This is a genomic window from Argonema galeatum A003/A1, assembly GCF_023333595.1.
Classification (GTDB): Bacteria; Cyanobacteriota; Cyanobacteriia; order Cyanobacteriales; family Aerosakkonemataceae; genus Argonema; species Argonema galeatum.
Genome location: NZ_JAIQZM010000020.1, coordinates 80741 through 97036, shown reverse-complemented (window position 1 = coordinate 97036; position 16296 = coordinate 80741). Strand labels below are relative to the sequence as shown.

Annotated in this window: 16 protein-coding genes; 5 read left to right on the top strand and 11 right to left on the bottom strand. The window is 43.1% G+C overall.

What is annotated here, in order from left to right:
- Positions 1 to 55 precede the first annotated feature (55 nt).
- Entirely contained in the window at positions 56 to 1138 is a 1083-nt protein-coding gene (locus tag LAY41_RS20280) for an alpha/beta hydrolase (RefSeq protein ID WP_249102086.1), read from the top strand.
- A gap of 355 nt (positions 1139 to 1493) precedes the next feature.
- Here LAY41_RS20280 and LAY41_RS20275 read toward each other — a convergent pair whose 3' ends face one another.
- The 9 genes from LAY41_RS20275 to LAY41_RS20235 form a co-directional block, all read right to left on the bottom strand.
- A complete protein-coding gene (locus tag LAY41_RS20275; protein WP_249102084.1) occupies positions 1494 to 2399 on the bottom strand; it encodes an Npun_R2821/Npun_R2822 family protein in 906 nt (301 codons plus the stop codon).
- A gap of 56 nt (positions 2400 to 2455) precedes the next feature.
- Positions 2456 to 3460, bottom strand: coding sequence for an Npun_R2821/Npun_R2822 family protein (locus tag LAY41_RS20270; RefSeq protein WP_249102061.1), 1005 nt, complete (start codon positions 3458 to 3460; stop codon positions 2456 to 2458).
- A 39-nt stretch (positions 3461 to 3499) separates the two neighbouring features.
- A complete protein-coding gene (locus tag LAY41_RS20265) occupies positions 3500 to 4471 on the bottom strand; it encodes a glycosyltransferase family 10 domain-containing protein (protein ID WP_249102059.1) in 972 nt (323 codons plus the stop codon).
- A gap of 146 nt (positions 4472 to 4617) precedes the next feature.
- Positions 4618 to 5388 (bottom strand): hypothetical protein, encoded by a 771-nt coding sequence (locus LAY41_RS20260; RefSeq protein WP_249102056.1) that lies wholly within the window; start codon positions 5386 to 5388, stop codon positions 4618 to 4620.
- A 20-nt stretch (positions 5389 to 5408) separates the two neighbouring features.
- Positions 5409 to 7421: an ABC transporter ATP-binding protein gene (locus LAY41_RS20255; protein WP_249102053.1), complete on the bottom strand. Its 2013-nt coding sequence runs from the start codon at positions 7419 to 7421 to the stop codon at positions 5409 to 5411.
- A gap of 70 nt (positions 7422 to 7491) precedes the next feature.
- Entirely contained in the window at positions 7492 to 8646 is a 1155-nt protein-coding gene (locus LAY41_RS20250) for a glycosyltransferase family 4 protein (protein ID WP_249102050.1), read from the bottom strand.
- Between the two features lie 2 nt (positions 8647 to 8648).
- A complete protein-coding gene (locus LAY41_RS20245; protein ID WP_249102048.1) occupies positions 8649 to 9671 on the bottom strand; it encodes a glycosyltransferase family 2 protein in 1023 nt (340 codons plus the stop codon).
- A 42-nt stretch (positions 9672 to 9713) separates the two neighbouring features.
- A complete protein-coding gene (galE, locus tag LAY41_RS20240) occupies positions 9714 to 10712 on the bottom strand; it encodes a UDP-glucose 4-epimerase GalE (protein ID WP_249102046.1) in 999 nt (332 codons plus the stop codon).
- Between the two features lie 16 nt (positions 10713 to 10728).
- Entirely contained in the window at positions 10729 to 10935 is a 207-nt protein-coding gene (locus LAY41_RS20235; protein WP_249102044.1) for a hypothetical protein, read from the bottom strand.
- 251 nt (positions 10936 to 11186) lie between these two features.
- On the opposite strand from LAY41_RS20235, the gene gloB reads away from it, so the two are divergent.
- The 3 genes from gloB (at position 11187) to dnaB (ending at position 13948) form a co-directional block, all read left to right on the top strand.
- Positions 11187 to 11960 carry a hydroxyacylglutathione hydrolase gene (gene gloB / locus LAY41_RS20230; protein WP_249102042.1) on the top strand — a complete coding sequence of 258 codons (774 nt, stop codon included), beginning with the start codon at positions 11187 to 11189 and terminating at the stop codon, positions 11958 to 11960.
- Positions 11961 to 12046: 86 nt separating this feature from the next.
- A complete protein-coding gene (gene rplI, locus LAY41_RS20225; RefSeq protein ID WP_249068157.1) occupies positions 12047 to 12505 on the top strand; it encodes a 50S ribosomal protein L9 in 459 nt (152 codons plus the stop codon).
- Between the two features lie 102 nt (positions 12506 to 12607).
- A complete protein-coding gene (gene dnaB, locus LAY41_RS20220) occupies positions 12608 to 13948 on the top strand; it encodes a replicative DNA helicase (protein WP_249102041.1) in 1341 nt (446 codons plus the stop codon).
- A gap of 270 nt (positions 13949 to 14218) precedes the next feature.
- Here dnaB and LAY41_RS20215 read toward each other — a convergent pair whose 3' ends face one another.
- Together LAY41_RS20215 and LAY41_RS20210 are read right to left on the bottom strand one after the other, a co-directional pair.
- Positions 14219 to 14566, bottom strand: coding sequence for a type II toxin-antitoxin system PemK/MazF family toxin (locus tag LAY41_RS20215; protein WP_249102039.1), 348 nt, complete (start codon positions 14564 to 14566; stop codon positions 14219 to 14221).
- Complete coding sequence (locus LAY41_RS20210) at positions 14567 to 14830, bottom strand: hypothetical protein (protein ID WP_249102037.1); 264 nt, start codon at positions 14828 to 14830, stop codon at positions 14567 to 14569.
- 157 nt (positions 14831 to 14987) lie between these two features.
- Between LAY41_RS20210 and LAY41_RS20205 the strand changes: the two genes are divergently transcribed.
- A complete protein-coding gene (locus LAY41_RS20205; protein ID WP_249102036.1) occupies positions 14988 to 16259 on the top strand; it encodes an RNA-guided endonuclease InsQ/TnpB family protein in 1272 nt (423 codons plus the stop codon).
- Positions 16260 to 16296 lie beyond the last annotated feature (37 nt).

Genomic DNA, 16296 nt, shown 5'->3' with positions numbered 1-16296 from the left:
GACGGTTATCACCAATTAGCAATCCTTCGCTATTTAATCTCAAAGGAAACTGACTATGCTCTTTAGAAAAAAAGCTTCCCAAATCCATCCTTCGCGAAGAACCCTTGTAAAAGCTAGTGCTGCCGGTGTAGGGGGATTTTTGCTGAGTCTTTTTCTGCCCAAAGTAAATCACAAAGCAGAGGCGAATATGCTTAATACAGAGATGGAATCTTTTGATGGCTCCTACACTATGGAGCGTGTCACGTTTAATAGTAATGGCGTAGAACTGGTTGGCAATCTCTACTTACCCAAGGGACTTGCCAACCCAGGCCCCGCTGTGACGATTCTGGGTCCGGTGGCGTTTGTGAAAGAACAATCGCCTGTTCAGTATGCTACCCGAATGGCAAAAGCCGGTTTTGTAACGTTGGCATTTGACCCGTGTTTTCACGGTGAAAGCGGTGGCGAACCACGTCGTTATGAAAGTCCGCAGGCCAAAGTTTCTGACTTTAAATCCGCAGTTAGTTATTTGCTAGGCCGCAAAGAAGTCGATAAGGATAAAATTTACGCACTTGGTATATGTCAAGGTGTCAATTGGACAATTCAGGCTACAACTGAAGATCCTCGAATTAAGGCATTAGCGATTGTGGCAGGACATTATTTAACCAAGGAAACTATCGATGAATACAACGGCGGTGAGGACAAAACTCTTGCTCGCATTGAACGAGGAAAGCAAGCCAAGGCTAAATTTGAAAAAACAAGTCAAGTTGATTATATCCCTATTGTAAGCTTGACAGATCCTAACGCTTTGCTGTTGTCCAAACCGATATATGAGTGGTATATCCGTTGGGCCGATCGCGGCCCGGCTTGGAATTTTCACGGTCTTTGGGAAAACCGGGTTGCCGCTATGAGTGAAGCAGAATTATGGACTTATCGTGTAGATGAAACATTCAGAAAGCTTACCACACCGACGTTAATGGTTCACGCTGACAGGGCGGCGAGCGGTCCTGTTATTCCTAAAAAATTGTTTGAATTAATTGCAGCCAAAGACAAACGTATGGTTTGGTTGGGTGACAATATTCAGTTTCAATTTTATGAAGAACCTGAAACGATCGATAAAGCTGTAGGCAACGTTGCTTTATGGTTCAATAGCCATAAATAGGAAAAAACGCCCTAGAACAAATCGCTCGATCGTTCTGGCCCGATCGCAATTTGTTCTAGGGGGTATGATATAGCGGTTCTCAAGTAAGTGAGGTACGTAGTTGGGCTTTAGCCCTCTTAATTTAGTGGTTATATAAGCTGTCAGTCATACCTCATCTACCTTATAAGGGCTATATCATGTCCGATAGCACCGGACTTGTATAGGTTGTCTGATTGTAGGGGCGGGTTTAGACGACAATTCTTGATGACAACAGACAACCTCGTGACAAAACCCGCCCCTACCATACAATACCGATACAACCGGACACGATATGACCGTTGCCTATTAAAGTCGGGAGGATTTAATTCAAAAGCAATCAAAATAAATTTTTGGCTTTATTTATCATTCCCTGCCAAAAACTTTTTGTCTGAACAGTCGATGTTTCAGTTGGTTTGGGTTCCTTGAGATAGCGGTAGTACTCCCACAATTCTCGATATGGCGCACCTGGTTTCATTGGTGTTCCCGCCCAATGAATATACTGTAACCTTTTCTCCCCATCATAGAGTACGCGGTCTCTTTCTTGGAAGTGTTTTGAACCTGCCCAACTGCCTGGGCCTCCCCCCGGAATTTTGACGAGATTCAAGCGTTTTGGAATAGACTTTAGTATTATGTAATTTAATATGGGCTGATCTGTTACCTGGCGAGAAAAGTCAAAATATTCGCGATGTTGGGAGCATTCGCGCAACAGTTCGTACATCTCCTCTAATGAAATTGTGCCTTTTTTAGATGCCCAAAAGCCGCTATTAAAGACATCGCTTAATTGTTCTTCCGTAAATATTTTTTGTTCTCTTATTAAAGGTGAAAAAATGTCTTGCAAACCTCTACCTGCGTGATGATAATCATTGCAAATAAAGCCAAATTCTGCTAAGTAATCTAAAACATCTGCAATTTTCTCAAATACAATAATGTCTGTATCAATATAGAGAAATTCATCTAAAGGGCCAAACCAGGCTACTAGCTTTCGCATCTTATTGGGAAGCGCTAGAAAGTCACGGTCAAAAATTTCGGCAATTTTTTGAGTGAATTGGTTTAGAAAATCTAGATCTGGAAAGATTTGGACATTATGTTTTTCGCTGAGAATAGCGGCAAGATTTTGATAATTATCATTGAAGGGAATTAAAAAGACAGACACATTGGGATCGTAGTAACGAATGCTATTCAGGAGTGCGATCGCATTCTCGCCAACTTTTTCATTTGCTACAATGTAAATTCCGCGACTCATAGGTATTTGGGATTTCAGATTTTAGATGTTAGCTTGAGATAAGAATCGAGGAATCCTTAGCTAGATAAGCCAAGTTTGCGTAAAACTCGTGTTCCCAGACTGGGAGGTGGATTGTATGGTATTGGTTTACCAGTAAACTTAGGTTTGTTTTCCGGTTCGTGGAGATAGCGATAGTGTAAAAAGATATCCCGGTAGGGACAATCAAGATTTTCACCATCACAAATTCTATTAAATAGTTTAGAAGATACGCCAATGTAATGAAGATAAGTTAGTTGATTGCCTCGATCGTACAAAACATTATCTCGTAACTCGAAGTGATTGGAACTCACAGCGCAACCCGTTGATTGACTTTTAGGTAATTCCAGGGCTAAATTATAAACTGGTATATGCGATCGCATTATCATATAGTTTAGCACCGACTGATTCGGCGCTGACATATACAAAATTTCTGCCTCTCCCGCTTCTAAGCTGGATACTACCACATCTAACTTTTCTGGTGTAAATATTCCCCGTCTTCCTGCGTAAAATCCCGCGCAAAAAATCTCTGACTCTAGGCGGCTTTGCGGAAATACTTCTAATAATTTAGAACTTTTGATATTGTAGATATGGGATGGGTCTTTGTACTGAAAGTCATATACCACAAAATCATTTTTATCCAGCGCTTTAAAGATTTGTTCTAGGGAATTCAATACTAAAACATCTGCATCAAAATATGCAAATTTTTCAAAAGGTGCTTCTTTATCAAAAGCGTAGTAGCGCCGGTTCATGCCAATCCGATAAACCCCTTCAATTCCTTTTTCTTGCCAAATATTGAAAGCTGTGGGATGTGCTTTCCATACTCTTGCTGACAAATCTTCCCAACTAGCAAACAATTCAGGATCTTCTAGCAGGCTGACATTCTCTCTTTTGGCGACTTCTGCACGAACTTTCTCCAGGTTATCATCGTAAGCAATCACGCAAACCGGCATTTGCTTACCGACATTGACCTCTATACTGTTGAGTATGGCAACGAGTTGGTTGTAGACACGATCGTTAGCCAGCGTATATATACCGTCTGTCATTTGAATTTCCCATTTTTTGATTGTTTAAACTCTCGCGCTTTAGGTTAGTCGGTCAATCAAATTCGATAACCAATTGAGAAGGTTTAATTTGTGAAGAATAATCTGACGCGCTTCGGCGATCGCATCTTTAGCTTCATGCCAAGCATCAGGTGTTGCAATTACCTCCTTAATATATGCTATGCCTTTTTCATCTTGGCTGGGCAATCTCAAGAAGCTTCCTTTAGGCAATAGTTTATCAGCCGCAGGGCCACCATAGTAAATGGGCAAACACCATGCCAACAAAGCGTCCCAGAGTTTTTCGGTCACATACCAATCATTTCCAGCATAGTTCTCGATCGCCAGGTTGTAGTAGTAGCCACTCATAACATTCCATTTATTACCTATTTTTCCATATCCACCAGCCCATTTTGGTAAATCCCGCCCGTACAAATCAAATTCTAAACCGCTTTCGCATAAAAGCTGTAAAAAAGCCAAACGCTGACGATGTTCTGCCGTGCGATCGATCCCAGAAGTAATCCAACAGCACGATCGCACCTTTTCTGGTGGCCCCATCTCATTTAATTCACGGAAGGAATTGGAATGATACCAAATGGCAGGCATATAGTCGGGAATAGGGGCCAAGTCATCCGGGCCTGAGACATACCCGCAGTATTTCTGCGCCTGTTGGTATTCAGCTATTCTATTGTTTTTCATTTTTTCAAAAGGCGGTTCCCGTACCAGAGAAATAATACTTTCTTTGGGCACCCCCCGCAGTTTAGCTTGGATGTCTTGCTTGTCTTTACCCTGCTGTTTTTGAAACCTGTTAAGCAAGCGTCGAAACCGCGAAGGTTCGGGCATCAATTCTGGAAAAGACGTAAAATTATACAACAGTAAAAAGTCTGGATTTTTTGCAGGTGCCAGCATTTGAATGTTGCCCCAAAGTCCCAAAGGATGTGGTGTTTGTTGCCATAGCCAATCAGTTGGGGTAGAACCCGGATAGCTGGTAAGCATCCCGACGTTTTTTTTGCCCATATACTAACGCAAATTGCTAACATAACCAGTATAATTTATAATCACTCTCATCCGCTATAATTCAGCTGTGTAGCTTACAGCTATTTTCAAAAATAGCGATAATCTTGAAAAAGCTGACGCTCATTTTTAGGCTCATTCATACTGCTTTAACGGTAGTAAAAATTAAAATTTTTTAATGCGGCTAATCTAGCTTTGTTCAGACGATAGTGATAACCGAGTCGGCGTCGCCAATTCTCCCAAAAAGTTATCTGCCCTTTTCCATAAGAAGCATCCAAGTGCTTTCTGATTTTATTTAGATGTTCCCAACCCTCGTTTTTTTTGACAGTCCATCCCACTTTGGCAGCCGCCAATCCCATCGCGTTTCCTTCTCCACCATACATACCTTTTAATTCCAAGTAATTTCCAATCCTATCCCACTCGGTAAAAAAATATTCTTCTCTGCCTTCATCCCTAGCGATTATATATAAAGATTCTCCGATAAAATTAGCCTTTTCCCAACTAATATCTAGCTTATCGGCAACACTTTTCATTAAATCCATAGATTGCGGACGAAATTTGCTGATATGTTCGCTCAAGTTTTCATAGCGTCCGGTAATTCCAGGTTCCCATTCAATATCGGGTACATCAGCTAAAATCCTTGTATCGGCATCAATATAGATTGCCGCACGAAACATTGACAGAGCCTTTTGCAGGACAAAGCGTTTGTCGTGATAACAATGAAGAATACCTTTTTGTCGATGCTTAAAAGCTAAAACATTTTTCACCTCCCTAAAGTCTTCGGGGTTATCTGTGTAAATTACCACTTTAGTTAACCGAGAATATTTTTCTAAATCTGCGGCTAGTTCTTTGGCCAAATTTCGATACTTACTGCCAAGAGCTAACGTGCAAAAGCAAAAATATTTTTCTGATTCATTCATACTAAGAGCGAACCTCACTGTTATTTAGTCGGCAGTTTAGTACTATTTTCAAACAATTCAATCGTGTTGAGAAGGCTGATTGCTGAGGCATAAGATTCCTCAAGTAGCTCATCTTTTTCTTCAGGAGTGTCTATGAAGTCATCAGCAAGTAATCGCAGGGAACCTATCATAGTGTTGAGACGGGTACGAACTTCGTAGGAAAGACGATTGCGAATTTCTTCATTGCCGTTAATCACCTTTTCAGGGCGTTCGGCAAATTGCATAGAGTACAGTCTTGCATAGTAGCCACCTTTGTCTAAAAGTTCTTCATGAGTACCAGTTTCTACAACGCGCCCTTGGTCTAGTACGGCAATTTGATGGGCATTTTGCACGGTGGAGAGGCGGTGAGCAATTACGAGGGTGGTGCGATCGCGACTCAAATCGTCGATCGCCTGTTGTACCAGTCGTTCGGAAACTGTATCCAACGCACTCGTTGCTTCATCAAGGATTAAAATGTCTGGATCTTGCAAAAGGGCGCGTGCGATCGCCAGACGCTGCCGCTGTCCTCCCGATAATAGCACACCGCGATCGCCGATCGTAGTATCAAATCCCTTGGGCAATTTCTCAATAAATTCATAAGCATTTGCTCGTTTAGCCGCCGCAAAAACTTCCTCATCCGTTGCATCAGGTCGTCCGTAGGCGATATTATTGCGAACCGAGTCGTTAAACAGAAAAGTATCCTGACTGACAATACCCATCGAACTTCTGAGACTTTTGAGATCGAAGTCCCGCAAATCCGTATCGTCGATGGTGATACAGCCCCCGATCGGGTCGTAAAATCGGGGTAAAATATCCGCTAAAGTTGATTTACCAGCACCCGATCCACCCACCAAAGCCAAAGTTGTACCGCGTGGTAAATACAGGTTAATATCCTTTAGCACTAACTTCTCATGATTGGGATATTTAAAAGTTATATTATTGAAATGAATACCTTTACTTATTTGCTTGTAAGGCAAAGAACCGTCTTTCATGAAAGGTTTATTGTCTCGCCGCAAAAAGTCCTGTACTATGTCCACGCTGGCAGCAGTATTGGCAAGTTGACTTCTAGCACCGTTTAACTGAGTAATGAACGGCAGCAACCGGAAAAGCACCAATAAATAAGTCAGCAGCACGGTGGAAATCGACTGTATTTGATTGGCGAAAACCAGCCGACCTAAAATCACGATTCCCATTAAAGTAATTATGCCCGTTACTTCGCTAACCGGGCTAATTGCAGCCGAGTGTACCTGAGATTGGTAATCAGCTTGTTCGCGATCGCGAATTAACTTTTGCAGCCATTTATATTCTCTTTCTTCATTTGCCGTTGCTTTCACCAAGCGAATTCCGTTTAGCACTTCCAGCACCCGTATTGAATACGCTTTTGACATATCTGAAAGCAATTTACCAAAATACTTAGAACGGGAAATTGATTGTTGATTAACTAACGCTACTAAGCCAAGTAAAAGCGTTGAAACTATGGTGAGTTGCCAGGAAATTGCCAACAACAACCCCACGAATACTAAAATAGTAATGGAGATACTCACTATCCGAAGCGTCGTCCCAACCATAGCGATAGTCCGACCGATTTCCCCACCCAGGCGGTTAATCAAATCCCCCACTTTCATCTGTCCAAAAAACTCATAATCCACTTCTAGCAATAATTTAAGCCCATCTTCCCGCAAATCAGAAGTAAGCGCCCGCATCAAGGAACTAGATACTAAGCTGCCAACATAACTGGCAACGTTCTTCAATACAATTGCCAACAAAATGCTTCCCGCCATCACAATAGGCCGATAGTCTTCTGCAATGCCATCAAAGGGCGACATGAGACGCCCGATTACGGGCGGCGCACCTTTTAAATCTATTTTTTGACCTAAAAAATTTAACAAGATCGGCACTATCAGAGTAGTACTCACGCCGTTAAATAATGCGCCAGAAAAACCCAAAACGATCGTCATTGACATCCAAACTGGATAGCGGCGAACAAATTTTATTAACAGATTTTCGGAAGACATTCAACTATACCTGCTGTTAGAAAATGGACATCAACCTGATTGGCGATCGATTCAAATAAATTACTTTTTATTATAAACCTGCTATAATTTCTGATAGGGTAGCTGACATCGAATCTACGCTGTAATATTTTACACATCTTTCTCTGCCTTTCCGACCCCGTTCGTTTGCTGACTCTAAATCTTGAAATATTTCTTGAATTTTGACAGCAATTTGCTCTGGATTTCCAGGTTCCACTAGATAACCCGTTCCGTTCAAAATATCGGGAATATCTCCCACCTTTGTAGATAAAATCGGTTTAGCCATAGCCATCCCATCAGTTAGTTTGAGAGGAAATTGCGCCCTAGCTGTGAGGTCGTTTCGCTGTGGAACAACTACAACATGGGCAGCAGCTACCACTTCCGGCATCGCTTCTACAGGACACCTCGGTAGTTTAATAATCCAACGTCCCCATCTTTGGCTTAGTTTATCATCATAATCATCATAAGGGCTTCCACCCACAATTACCAATTTTAAGTCTGATTGATTCAGGATATCTAACGCAATTAAGACATCTTCAACCCCCTTGTGAGGTCGTGGGGCTCCCGGAAACATTAAAATTCGATATCCAGATAGGCCATAGCGGGACCTGCTTGCTTCGGGATCGTATTTATCGGGGTCAAACATTTCCGTATCTTTGCCATTAGGCAGATAAACACCGCCAAAGCGTTTTTTGAGAAAATCGGTGTCTATAGTTATGGCATCTGCATTCTGCACCAAGTTTTCCATCCACTTTACATACAGAGGATGATCGGGATATTTTAGCGCCCCATCTTTTTTGAAAATATCTCGATAAAGCTGTTTGGGTGTAGGACGGTACTTCCAATCATCTCCTCCGTGCCAGCTGAGTTCCCAGTCATCCATATCTAAAAGTAAAGGACGACGATTATTGAATAACTTTTTAACTACAGATATTCCAAAACTTGTTGGCTTGGGTTTTACTGCATAAATAATATCTCCATCGATTTTATTTAAAACTTCGATCGCTCTTTTAAATAATCCGGGATATTTCTCGCCCTTTACTGAAAAAATAGGCATTCCCGAAGGAGGAATCGCATACAGTTCTTCTCCAAATTGGAATCCTACGATTTCTACTTCATAATTCAGTTTTTTGATTACCTGTCCCAGCAAAAAAGCCCGTACAGCGCCCCCTCCCGATAAATCGCTAACAATTAGTGAAACTTTCAATTTTATATTACCTCCTTATTTTTTTTACCTGTCAACTTGGAGAATATTGATAAGATTTTTTGCGATCGCGGCCCTCGGTATTTTTCATAAAGTATAAAACTGGGGGTAATTTGCCTAAGAGAATAGATGATTTTGAGGAATGCTGGGTTATTAACTTTTACTTTTTTATCTAAAAAATACACTGGTGAATCGATGATTTTAATCAATCGTTCAAAATTAGCTTTATCTTTTTCTCTGATGGTTTCTTGCACCAAAAAATCTATGCCGATTTCGCAAAGGGGAAGTAAATCCTTCTGCTTGCTGTAAACTGTCTCGTATAAAAGTATATAATATCCTTTCATGTAAGACCACTTATTTGTTCTATTGGTTTGATGTTTTGTATAGAATGCTCCCACAATGGGTGTATAAACAAAATTAACTCCGGCCTGGAGAAGACCTAATGGAAAATCTCTATCTTGGAGAGCCTTCAGGCTCTCATCAAACATTTTTTTACTAAAAATACTTCTATTCATCAGCATACATTGCTGTAATACTGGAAATGGAGAATCTGCTAAAAAATCCGGTATAAGTAAACGCTGGATTAATTGATCTTTTGTTAAAGATCCTACTATATTTAACTGTCTGTCGGTAATATTTTGTTCCTTGTCTAGAAATACTCGTTCGTAATCACAGTAAAAGACGGTATTTTTTCCGTCTAACCCATTTAAATTACTTAACTGAAAGCTGGTTTTATTTTGGTCAATCCAATCATCTGCATCTAAAAACTGAATCCACTCGCCTTGGGCTTGCCTAAAGCCAAAATTACGAGCCGAAGATACACCCCCATTTTCTTTGTAAAAATATTTCACTCGCGAATCGATGGTCATTAAATGCTCAGCTACTTCACGAGTGCGATCGCTAGATCCATCATCTACAATCAGGCATTCCAGGTCGGTAAATGTTTGGCTCAGTACGCTTTTGACTGATTTTTCCAGGTAACGTTCCTGATTAAAACAAGTAACGATAATTGATACAACAGGAGCCATTTTTAAAGTAATCCTCTGATTTAAAGAATTATCTCATTTTTCTCAACCATGACGCTGTTGATGCCACTTCCAGGCATGGGATAAGATGTTGTTGAGGTCTGAGTATTCGGGTTGCCAGCCTAAGATTTTTCGGGCTTTGTCGCTGCTTCCCACTAGCATAGGCGGGTCGCCCGGTCGCCGATCGCACTTTTGCACCTGAATTTCTCGCCCCGTCACCACTTTAGCCGTTTCGATCGCTTCTGTCACTGAGAAACCGCTGCCGTTCCCCAAATTAAATACGGCGCTATCTCCCCCCTCCAACAGATGCTTCAACCCCAAAATGTGGGCAGATGCTAAGTCCGAGACGTGAATATAATCGCGAATACAAGTACCGTCTGGAGTCGGGTAATCTGTGCCAAAAATAGAAACTGACTCCCGTTTCCCCAAAGCAGTCAGCAACACCAGCGGAAGCAGGTGAGTTTCCGGCGCGTGATCTTCCCCTAGCAACCCAGTCGGATCGGCACCCGCAGCGTTGAAATAGCGGAAGCAAACAGATTTAAAATTATAGGCTACATCGAAATCCGCCAGCATCCGCTCTACCATCAACTTACTAGCACCGTAGGGATTGATCGGATTTTGGGGATGATCTTCGGTAATGGGAATCGCCTTTGGCTCCCCATAGGTGGCGCAAGTGGAAGAAAAGACAAATTTCTCGATCCCGGCGGCCAGCATAGCTTCCAGAAGCGTCAGGGTGCCGTGTACGTTATTGCGGTAGTATTTGGCTGGATCTGTGACAGACTCGCCGACATAAGCATAAGCTGCAAAGTGCATTACTGCAACGATATTCAGCCTAGAGAAGAGGCTGTCGAGCAAGGCCCGATCGCCTGTATCGCCGACAACTAGCTCTACCTGTAAAACCTTCTCCACCAAGTCTCGATGCCCGTAGACGAGGTTATCCAGAATTACCACTTCGTAACCGGCGCGTAAGAGTGCCAGTACTGCGTGGGAGCCAATATATCCAGCGCCCCCTGTGACTAAAATGGTTGGTTTAACTTGTGACACTTGTTTAATAATGCTCCTAGTCAACTAACTTCAGGCGACCTACTTCGATGTAGTCAAAGATGTGATTGATTTGACGGCGGTCTTCCTCAGTGAGTTGGTGGTCTGAGAGGATGGCAGAAGTGAGCAACATATATTGGTGGCGGCTAATCTGACCCGCCACCAGGATTTGATCGACTATCTGTTTAGCGGCTATAGTTGATTTGCTCGGAACGCTCCCTTTCATTATCCTGCGTAAATATTTCCACTAAATTAGCATTTATGCAAAGTTATGGTGAAAAAATAATGAAGCCTTACGCCGATCGTGCTGGTTTTCCTCGCTTTTAGAAGTGGCTACACTCATTGTGAACTACCCACCGCTAATTCGGAGTACCGACTATAGCGTTGCCTTATATGCTGCCACTAAACGGAGTACCGTTATAGTGGGGGACGAGGGCGATCGAGTTAAATAAGAACTCTCTATCTTGGGTATTTTTTATGCAGGTTTACCGGCTGGCCGTACTCTCTGACAACTATATTTTTGTGCTGCACGATACACATAAAAATATTGCCGCTGCGATCGATCCAGCAGAAGCTGAGCCCGTACTGCGGCAACTTGAGGCAACTGGCGCAGAGTTAGTTGCCCTGTTCAATACTCACCATCATAACGATCATGTGGGCGGCAATCGAGGGCTGATGGAACGTTTTCCAAACCTCCGCATCTATGGGGGGGCAGAAGACTTTGGCAGAATCCCAGGCCAAAATGTGTTTTTGCGGGAGGGAGATCGCGTCTCGTTTGCCTCTAGCGTTGGCGAAGTTTTCTTCGTTCCAGGGCATACCCGCGCCCATATTGCCTACTATTTTCACCCAGATGCTCCTGATGAGCCAGGTGACTTATTCTGCGGCGATACCCTATTTGCTGGCGGCTGCGGCAGGCTATTTGAAGGCTCGCCGTCCCAAATGGTATCATCTCTCAGCAAGCTGCGGTCTTTACCGGACAATACCAGAGTCTGGTGCGCTCACGAGTACACGCTGAAAAATCTCCAATTTGCCCTGACTGTAGATGGTAACAACCCCGATTTACAAGCTAGATACGCCCAGGTGAAGGAGTCTCGCCGTCGGGAGGAGGCGACAATACCGTCAATTTTGGGAATAGAAAAGCGCACGAATCCCTTTTTGCGCTGGGATAACCCGGATTTACAAGCTGCGGTGAAGAGTCAGTCAGCCGTACAGACTTTTGCGCGGTTGCGGGGAATGAAAGACAACTTCTAGCCAGGATTGGCAGTTGCGATCGCACCCTATATTTCGCTAATATCATACATTCGGATCTATTTAAGCAAGACTCTACAGGAAAGCTCATGGCGAAACGCATTCAATTAGTTTTGACTCAGGATGTCAGCAAACTCGGAAAATCTGGCGATTTGGTAGAAGTAGCTCCGGGCTACGCACGCAATTATCTCCTTCCCAAGCAATTTGGCACTTTTGCCACCCCAGCAGTTCTCAAGCAAGTAGAAAAGCGCAGAGAAAAAGAGCGTCTGCGTCTTTTGGCACTGAAGGAAGAATCGATCGCCCTTAAAGCTGCTATAGAAGCTGTGGGTCGCTTTACGATCGCCAAGCAAGTAGGCGAAGGCGATGCTATCTTTGGGACAGTTACCGATCGGGAAATCGCAGAGGCAATTCAGCAAAGCATTGGCAAAGAAGTAGATCGCCGGGGTATTACCGTACCAGATATTCACCAGATTGGTACATATAAAGCTGAAATCAAATTACTCCAAGATGTAACGGCCATAGTAGATATTGAAGTAGTTTCGGGGTAAAATGATTTTGGATTTTGGATTTTGGATTTTGGATTAACATTAGTGATTGCTTATTGCTCAGGATAAAATCTAAAATCTAAAATCTAAAATCTAAAATTATTTATGGTTCACTCACTCAATTTTCAACCTATTGGCGATCGCCTCCCTCCTCAAAATGTAGAGGTGGAAGAAGCTATTTTGGGAGGCATCCTGCTAGACCCAGAAGCGATCGGCAGAGTGCTAGACCAACTCGTATCCGAAGCTTTTTCCCTAGAAGCTCATAAACTTATCTATCAAGCGGCTTTGTCCCTCCACGCTCAAAACAAGCCGACAGATTTAATGACCGTTGCTGTATGGCTTAGTGACAACAATCAACTGGAGAAAGTGGGGGGTGAAAATAAATTAGCCCAGCTAGTCGATCGTACCGTGTCAGCGGTAAACATCGACCAATATGCAACCCTGGTAACTGATAAATATCTGCGCCGCAAATTAATTCATGCCGGTCATAAAATAGTCGATCTCGGTTACGAAACAGCCACCGAATTGCCAATAGTTCTCGATCGGGCCGAACAAGAAGTTTTCGGCATCACCCAAGAACGACCCCAGCAAGGACTTGTTCCCATCTCGGAAACCCTTACCCAAACTTTGCTGGATCTGGAAAGCCGTAATGAAAATGCAATTCTGCCGGGACTCTCCTGCAATTTCTACGACATGGATGCGATGACAGGCGGTTTCCAGCGTTCCGATTTGATTATCGTCGCCGGTCGCCCATCAATGGGAAAAACGTCATTTGCTATTAATATTGGACAAAATATCGCCTCTGGGCATAAATTGCCAGTCGCTATTTTTAGCCTGGAAATGTCGAAAGAACAACTCGTACAGCGGATGCTTGCCAGTGAAGCGGGAATTGAAAGTAACCGCCTGCGATCGGGCCGCATCAGTCAAAATGAATGGGAATCGTTGAGTCGCGCACTTGGTATTCTATCTGCTCTGCCAATTTTTATTGAGGATACCGCAAATCTTACTGTTACTGAAATGCGTAGTCAAGCTCGACGTCTGCAAGCAGAACAAGGCGGTGAGTTGGGATTAATTTTAATAGATTATTTGCAATTGATGGAAGGCGGCAGCGACAATCGCGTGCAAGAATTATCGAAAATTACGCGAAGTCTCAAAGGTTTAGCCCGCGAACTAAATACCCCCGTTATTGCCCTATCTCAGCTGAGTCGGGGAGTTGAATCCCGTACAAATAAGCGACCGATGCTGTCTGATTTGAGAGAATCCGGTTCGATCGAGCAAGACGCTGATTTAGTGATCATGCTTTACAGAGATTCCTACTACAACCCGGATTCTCCAGATAGAGATATTGCCGAAGCAATTATCGCCAAACATCGTAATGGCCCGACAGGAACAATTAAACTTTTGTTCAATCCGCAGATTACACAGTTTAGAAATTTAGCGAAATGACAAATTATATAGCAACCGCCAGGGCGGTTAGGACATTCTTAATTCCTGAAACCGTTCGGCTGAGCGCTCACGTCGAAGCCCTTGATTATAGCCCCTTCTTACCCTAGCCCCGTTCGGCTGAGCGCTCGCCGAACGTCGAACGTCGAAGCCTAGTCCCTAGCTATACTCAGCACGGTCTTTGACCGTGCTTTCGTTGAGGAGTGAATGTTGTGGTTAACTGGTCAGGCTTGAAGGTTTGAAATTGCCGACCGCACGAATAGCGATCGCGCCTTACTCTTCAGCTTCTTTGGGCTTCAACATCCGCCAAATTTCTGTATCGACCTGTGCTAAATATTCCAACTCTAACTCACCAATTTTCCGAATTATGCGCTTGGGGTCGATCGCCCGCATCTGAAATACGATCGCCACGGAAGGTAAAGTTAAACCATTCAGTTCCGATGGCTCAATCTTCACTGTAAATGGAAACCGTAATGCCCCTAGAGAAGACGTAACCGGAACAATCATCAACATCGGAGAAGTTGCCACATCTGTTTGTACTGCAATCGCTGGACGATTACCCTTTTCCTCTCGCCGATCTGACTCCGGCAAACTAATCAGGAAAACGTCTCCTCTAGCCATCTAATTCTCCACCATACGGGAATGTGCTACCGCGTCTACAGATGCCAGTGTCGCTTCCATACTTAGCCAGTCCTCATCACTTGCTGCTTCCCAAGCTGCAAATTCCTGAGCTAGTTCAGTGGATGCTTGCGTTAGCAGAGGAGTCAGCAGCGCTACAATCTCGCCACTTATAGAATGTCCATGTACCTGGGCTTGTAGGGCTAGAGCTTGATATAACTCCACTGGCAATGTTACTTGAGTGTCAATCGCTTTAGTGGCATCCATAGAATTCACAATAATCACGATTTTTTATCTAATCCGCCGGGAAGACCCTCGCCATATCTGATTGGCGGGGGATGAAAGGCGGGTTAAAATTGGGTACTCGATGTACCCAATTTTAACAAATCATGCTACTGTATTTATAGTCTGCGTTTTCTATAAAATGCTAGTTTACTCAGCAAAGCTAAAAGGAACAGAAGCCCAGTACCGCATCCTTGATGAGATGTTGCGGACTGGGCTTTTTGTACGGAATAAAGTTTTACGATACTGGATGGATAATCCCGGCGTAAACGGCATGGACTTGAACAAATACTGCAAAGTTCTGGCTGACAATCCCGAATTCCCTTGGGTTAAAAAACTTAACTCAATGGCACGTCAAGCAATGGCGGAACGTGCTTGGATAGGGATCTCAAAATTCTTTGATAACTGCAAGAAAAAGATATCTGGTCAGAAAGGGTATCCCAAATTTAAACAGTTGCAGACCAGAGCATCAATTGAATACAAAACTTGTGGCTGGAAGTTGTCGGATGATAAAAGATACATCACTTTTACCGACAAATTCGGTGCAGGTACTTTTAAACTCTGGGGAACCAGAGATTTGCATTTCTACCAAATCAGTCAGATTAAACGAGTCAGAATAGTTCGTCGTTCTGATGGATATTATGTGCAGTTTTGCATTAATTACGAAAGGAAAGAAACTCATGAATTGACAGGCCGAATGCTAGGGCTAGATGTTGGGTTAAATTATTTCTATACGGATTCAGAGGGGAATCAAATAGAAAACCCTCGCTTTTTAAGGAAAGGTGAAAAGTCTCTCAAAAGAGCGCAGCGGCAACTTTCCAGGAAAAATATTGGGTCAAAAAATAGAAGTAAAGCCAAGAATCGGTTGGGGAGGAAACACCTAAAAGTTGAAAGGCAGCGTAAAGACTTTGTTATAAAATTAGCAAGGTGCGTAATCCAGTCTAGTGACTTGGTAGCCATTGAAGACTTACAGGTGCGAAATATGGTGAAGAATCATCGTTTAGCTAAATCAATTAGTGATGCTTCTTGGTCGATGTTTAGACAATGGCTTGAATATTTCGGTCAAGTATTTGGAGTGCCAGTTGTAGCTGTCCCTCCGAACTATACATCGCAGGATTGTTCTAATTGCGGTGTAGTAGTTAAGAAAACCTTAAGCACCAGAACCCATCAATGCCCCAATTGTGGGCATATTCAAGATCGAGATTGGAACGCCGCCATTAATATTCTAAATATTGCGCTATCCATCTTAAGTAAAATGTTGAAAAATACCGTCGGGCAGACGGAAATTAACGCCTTTGGAGAGAACGACCTCTGTTTAGTTGGGGAAACTCAATTAAGTAAGCCGACTCGTAGAAAGAGGAAGCCCAAAGAGCAATCTTTGGAATCCCCCGCTATATTCGGTACTCCGAATTAGCGGTGGGAGGATGTCAAATTATGACTTAGGTGAACCA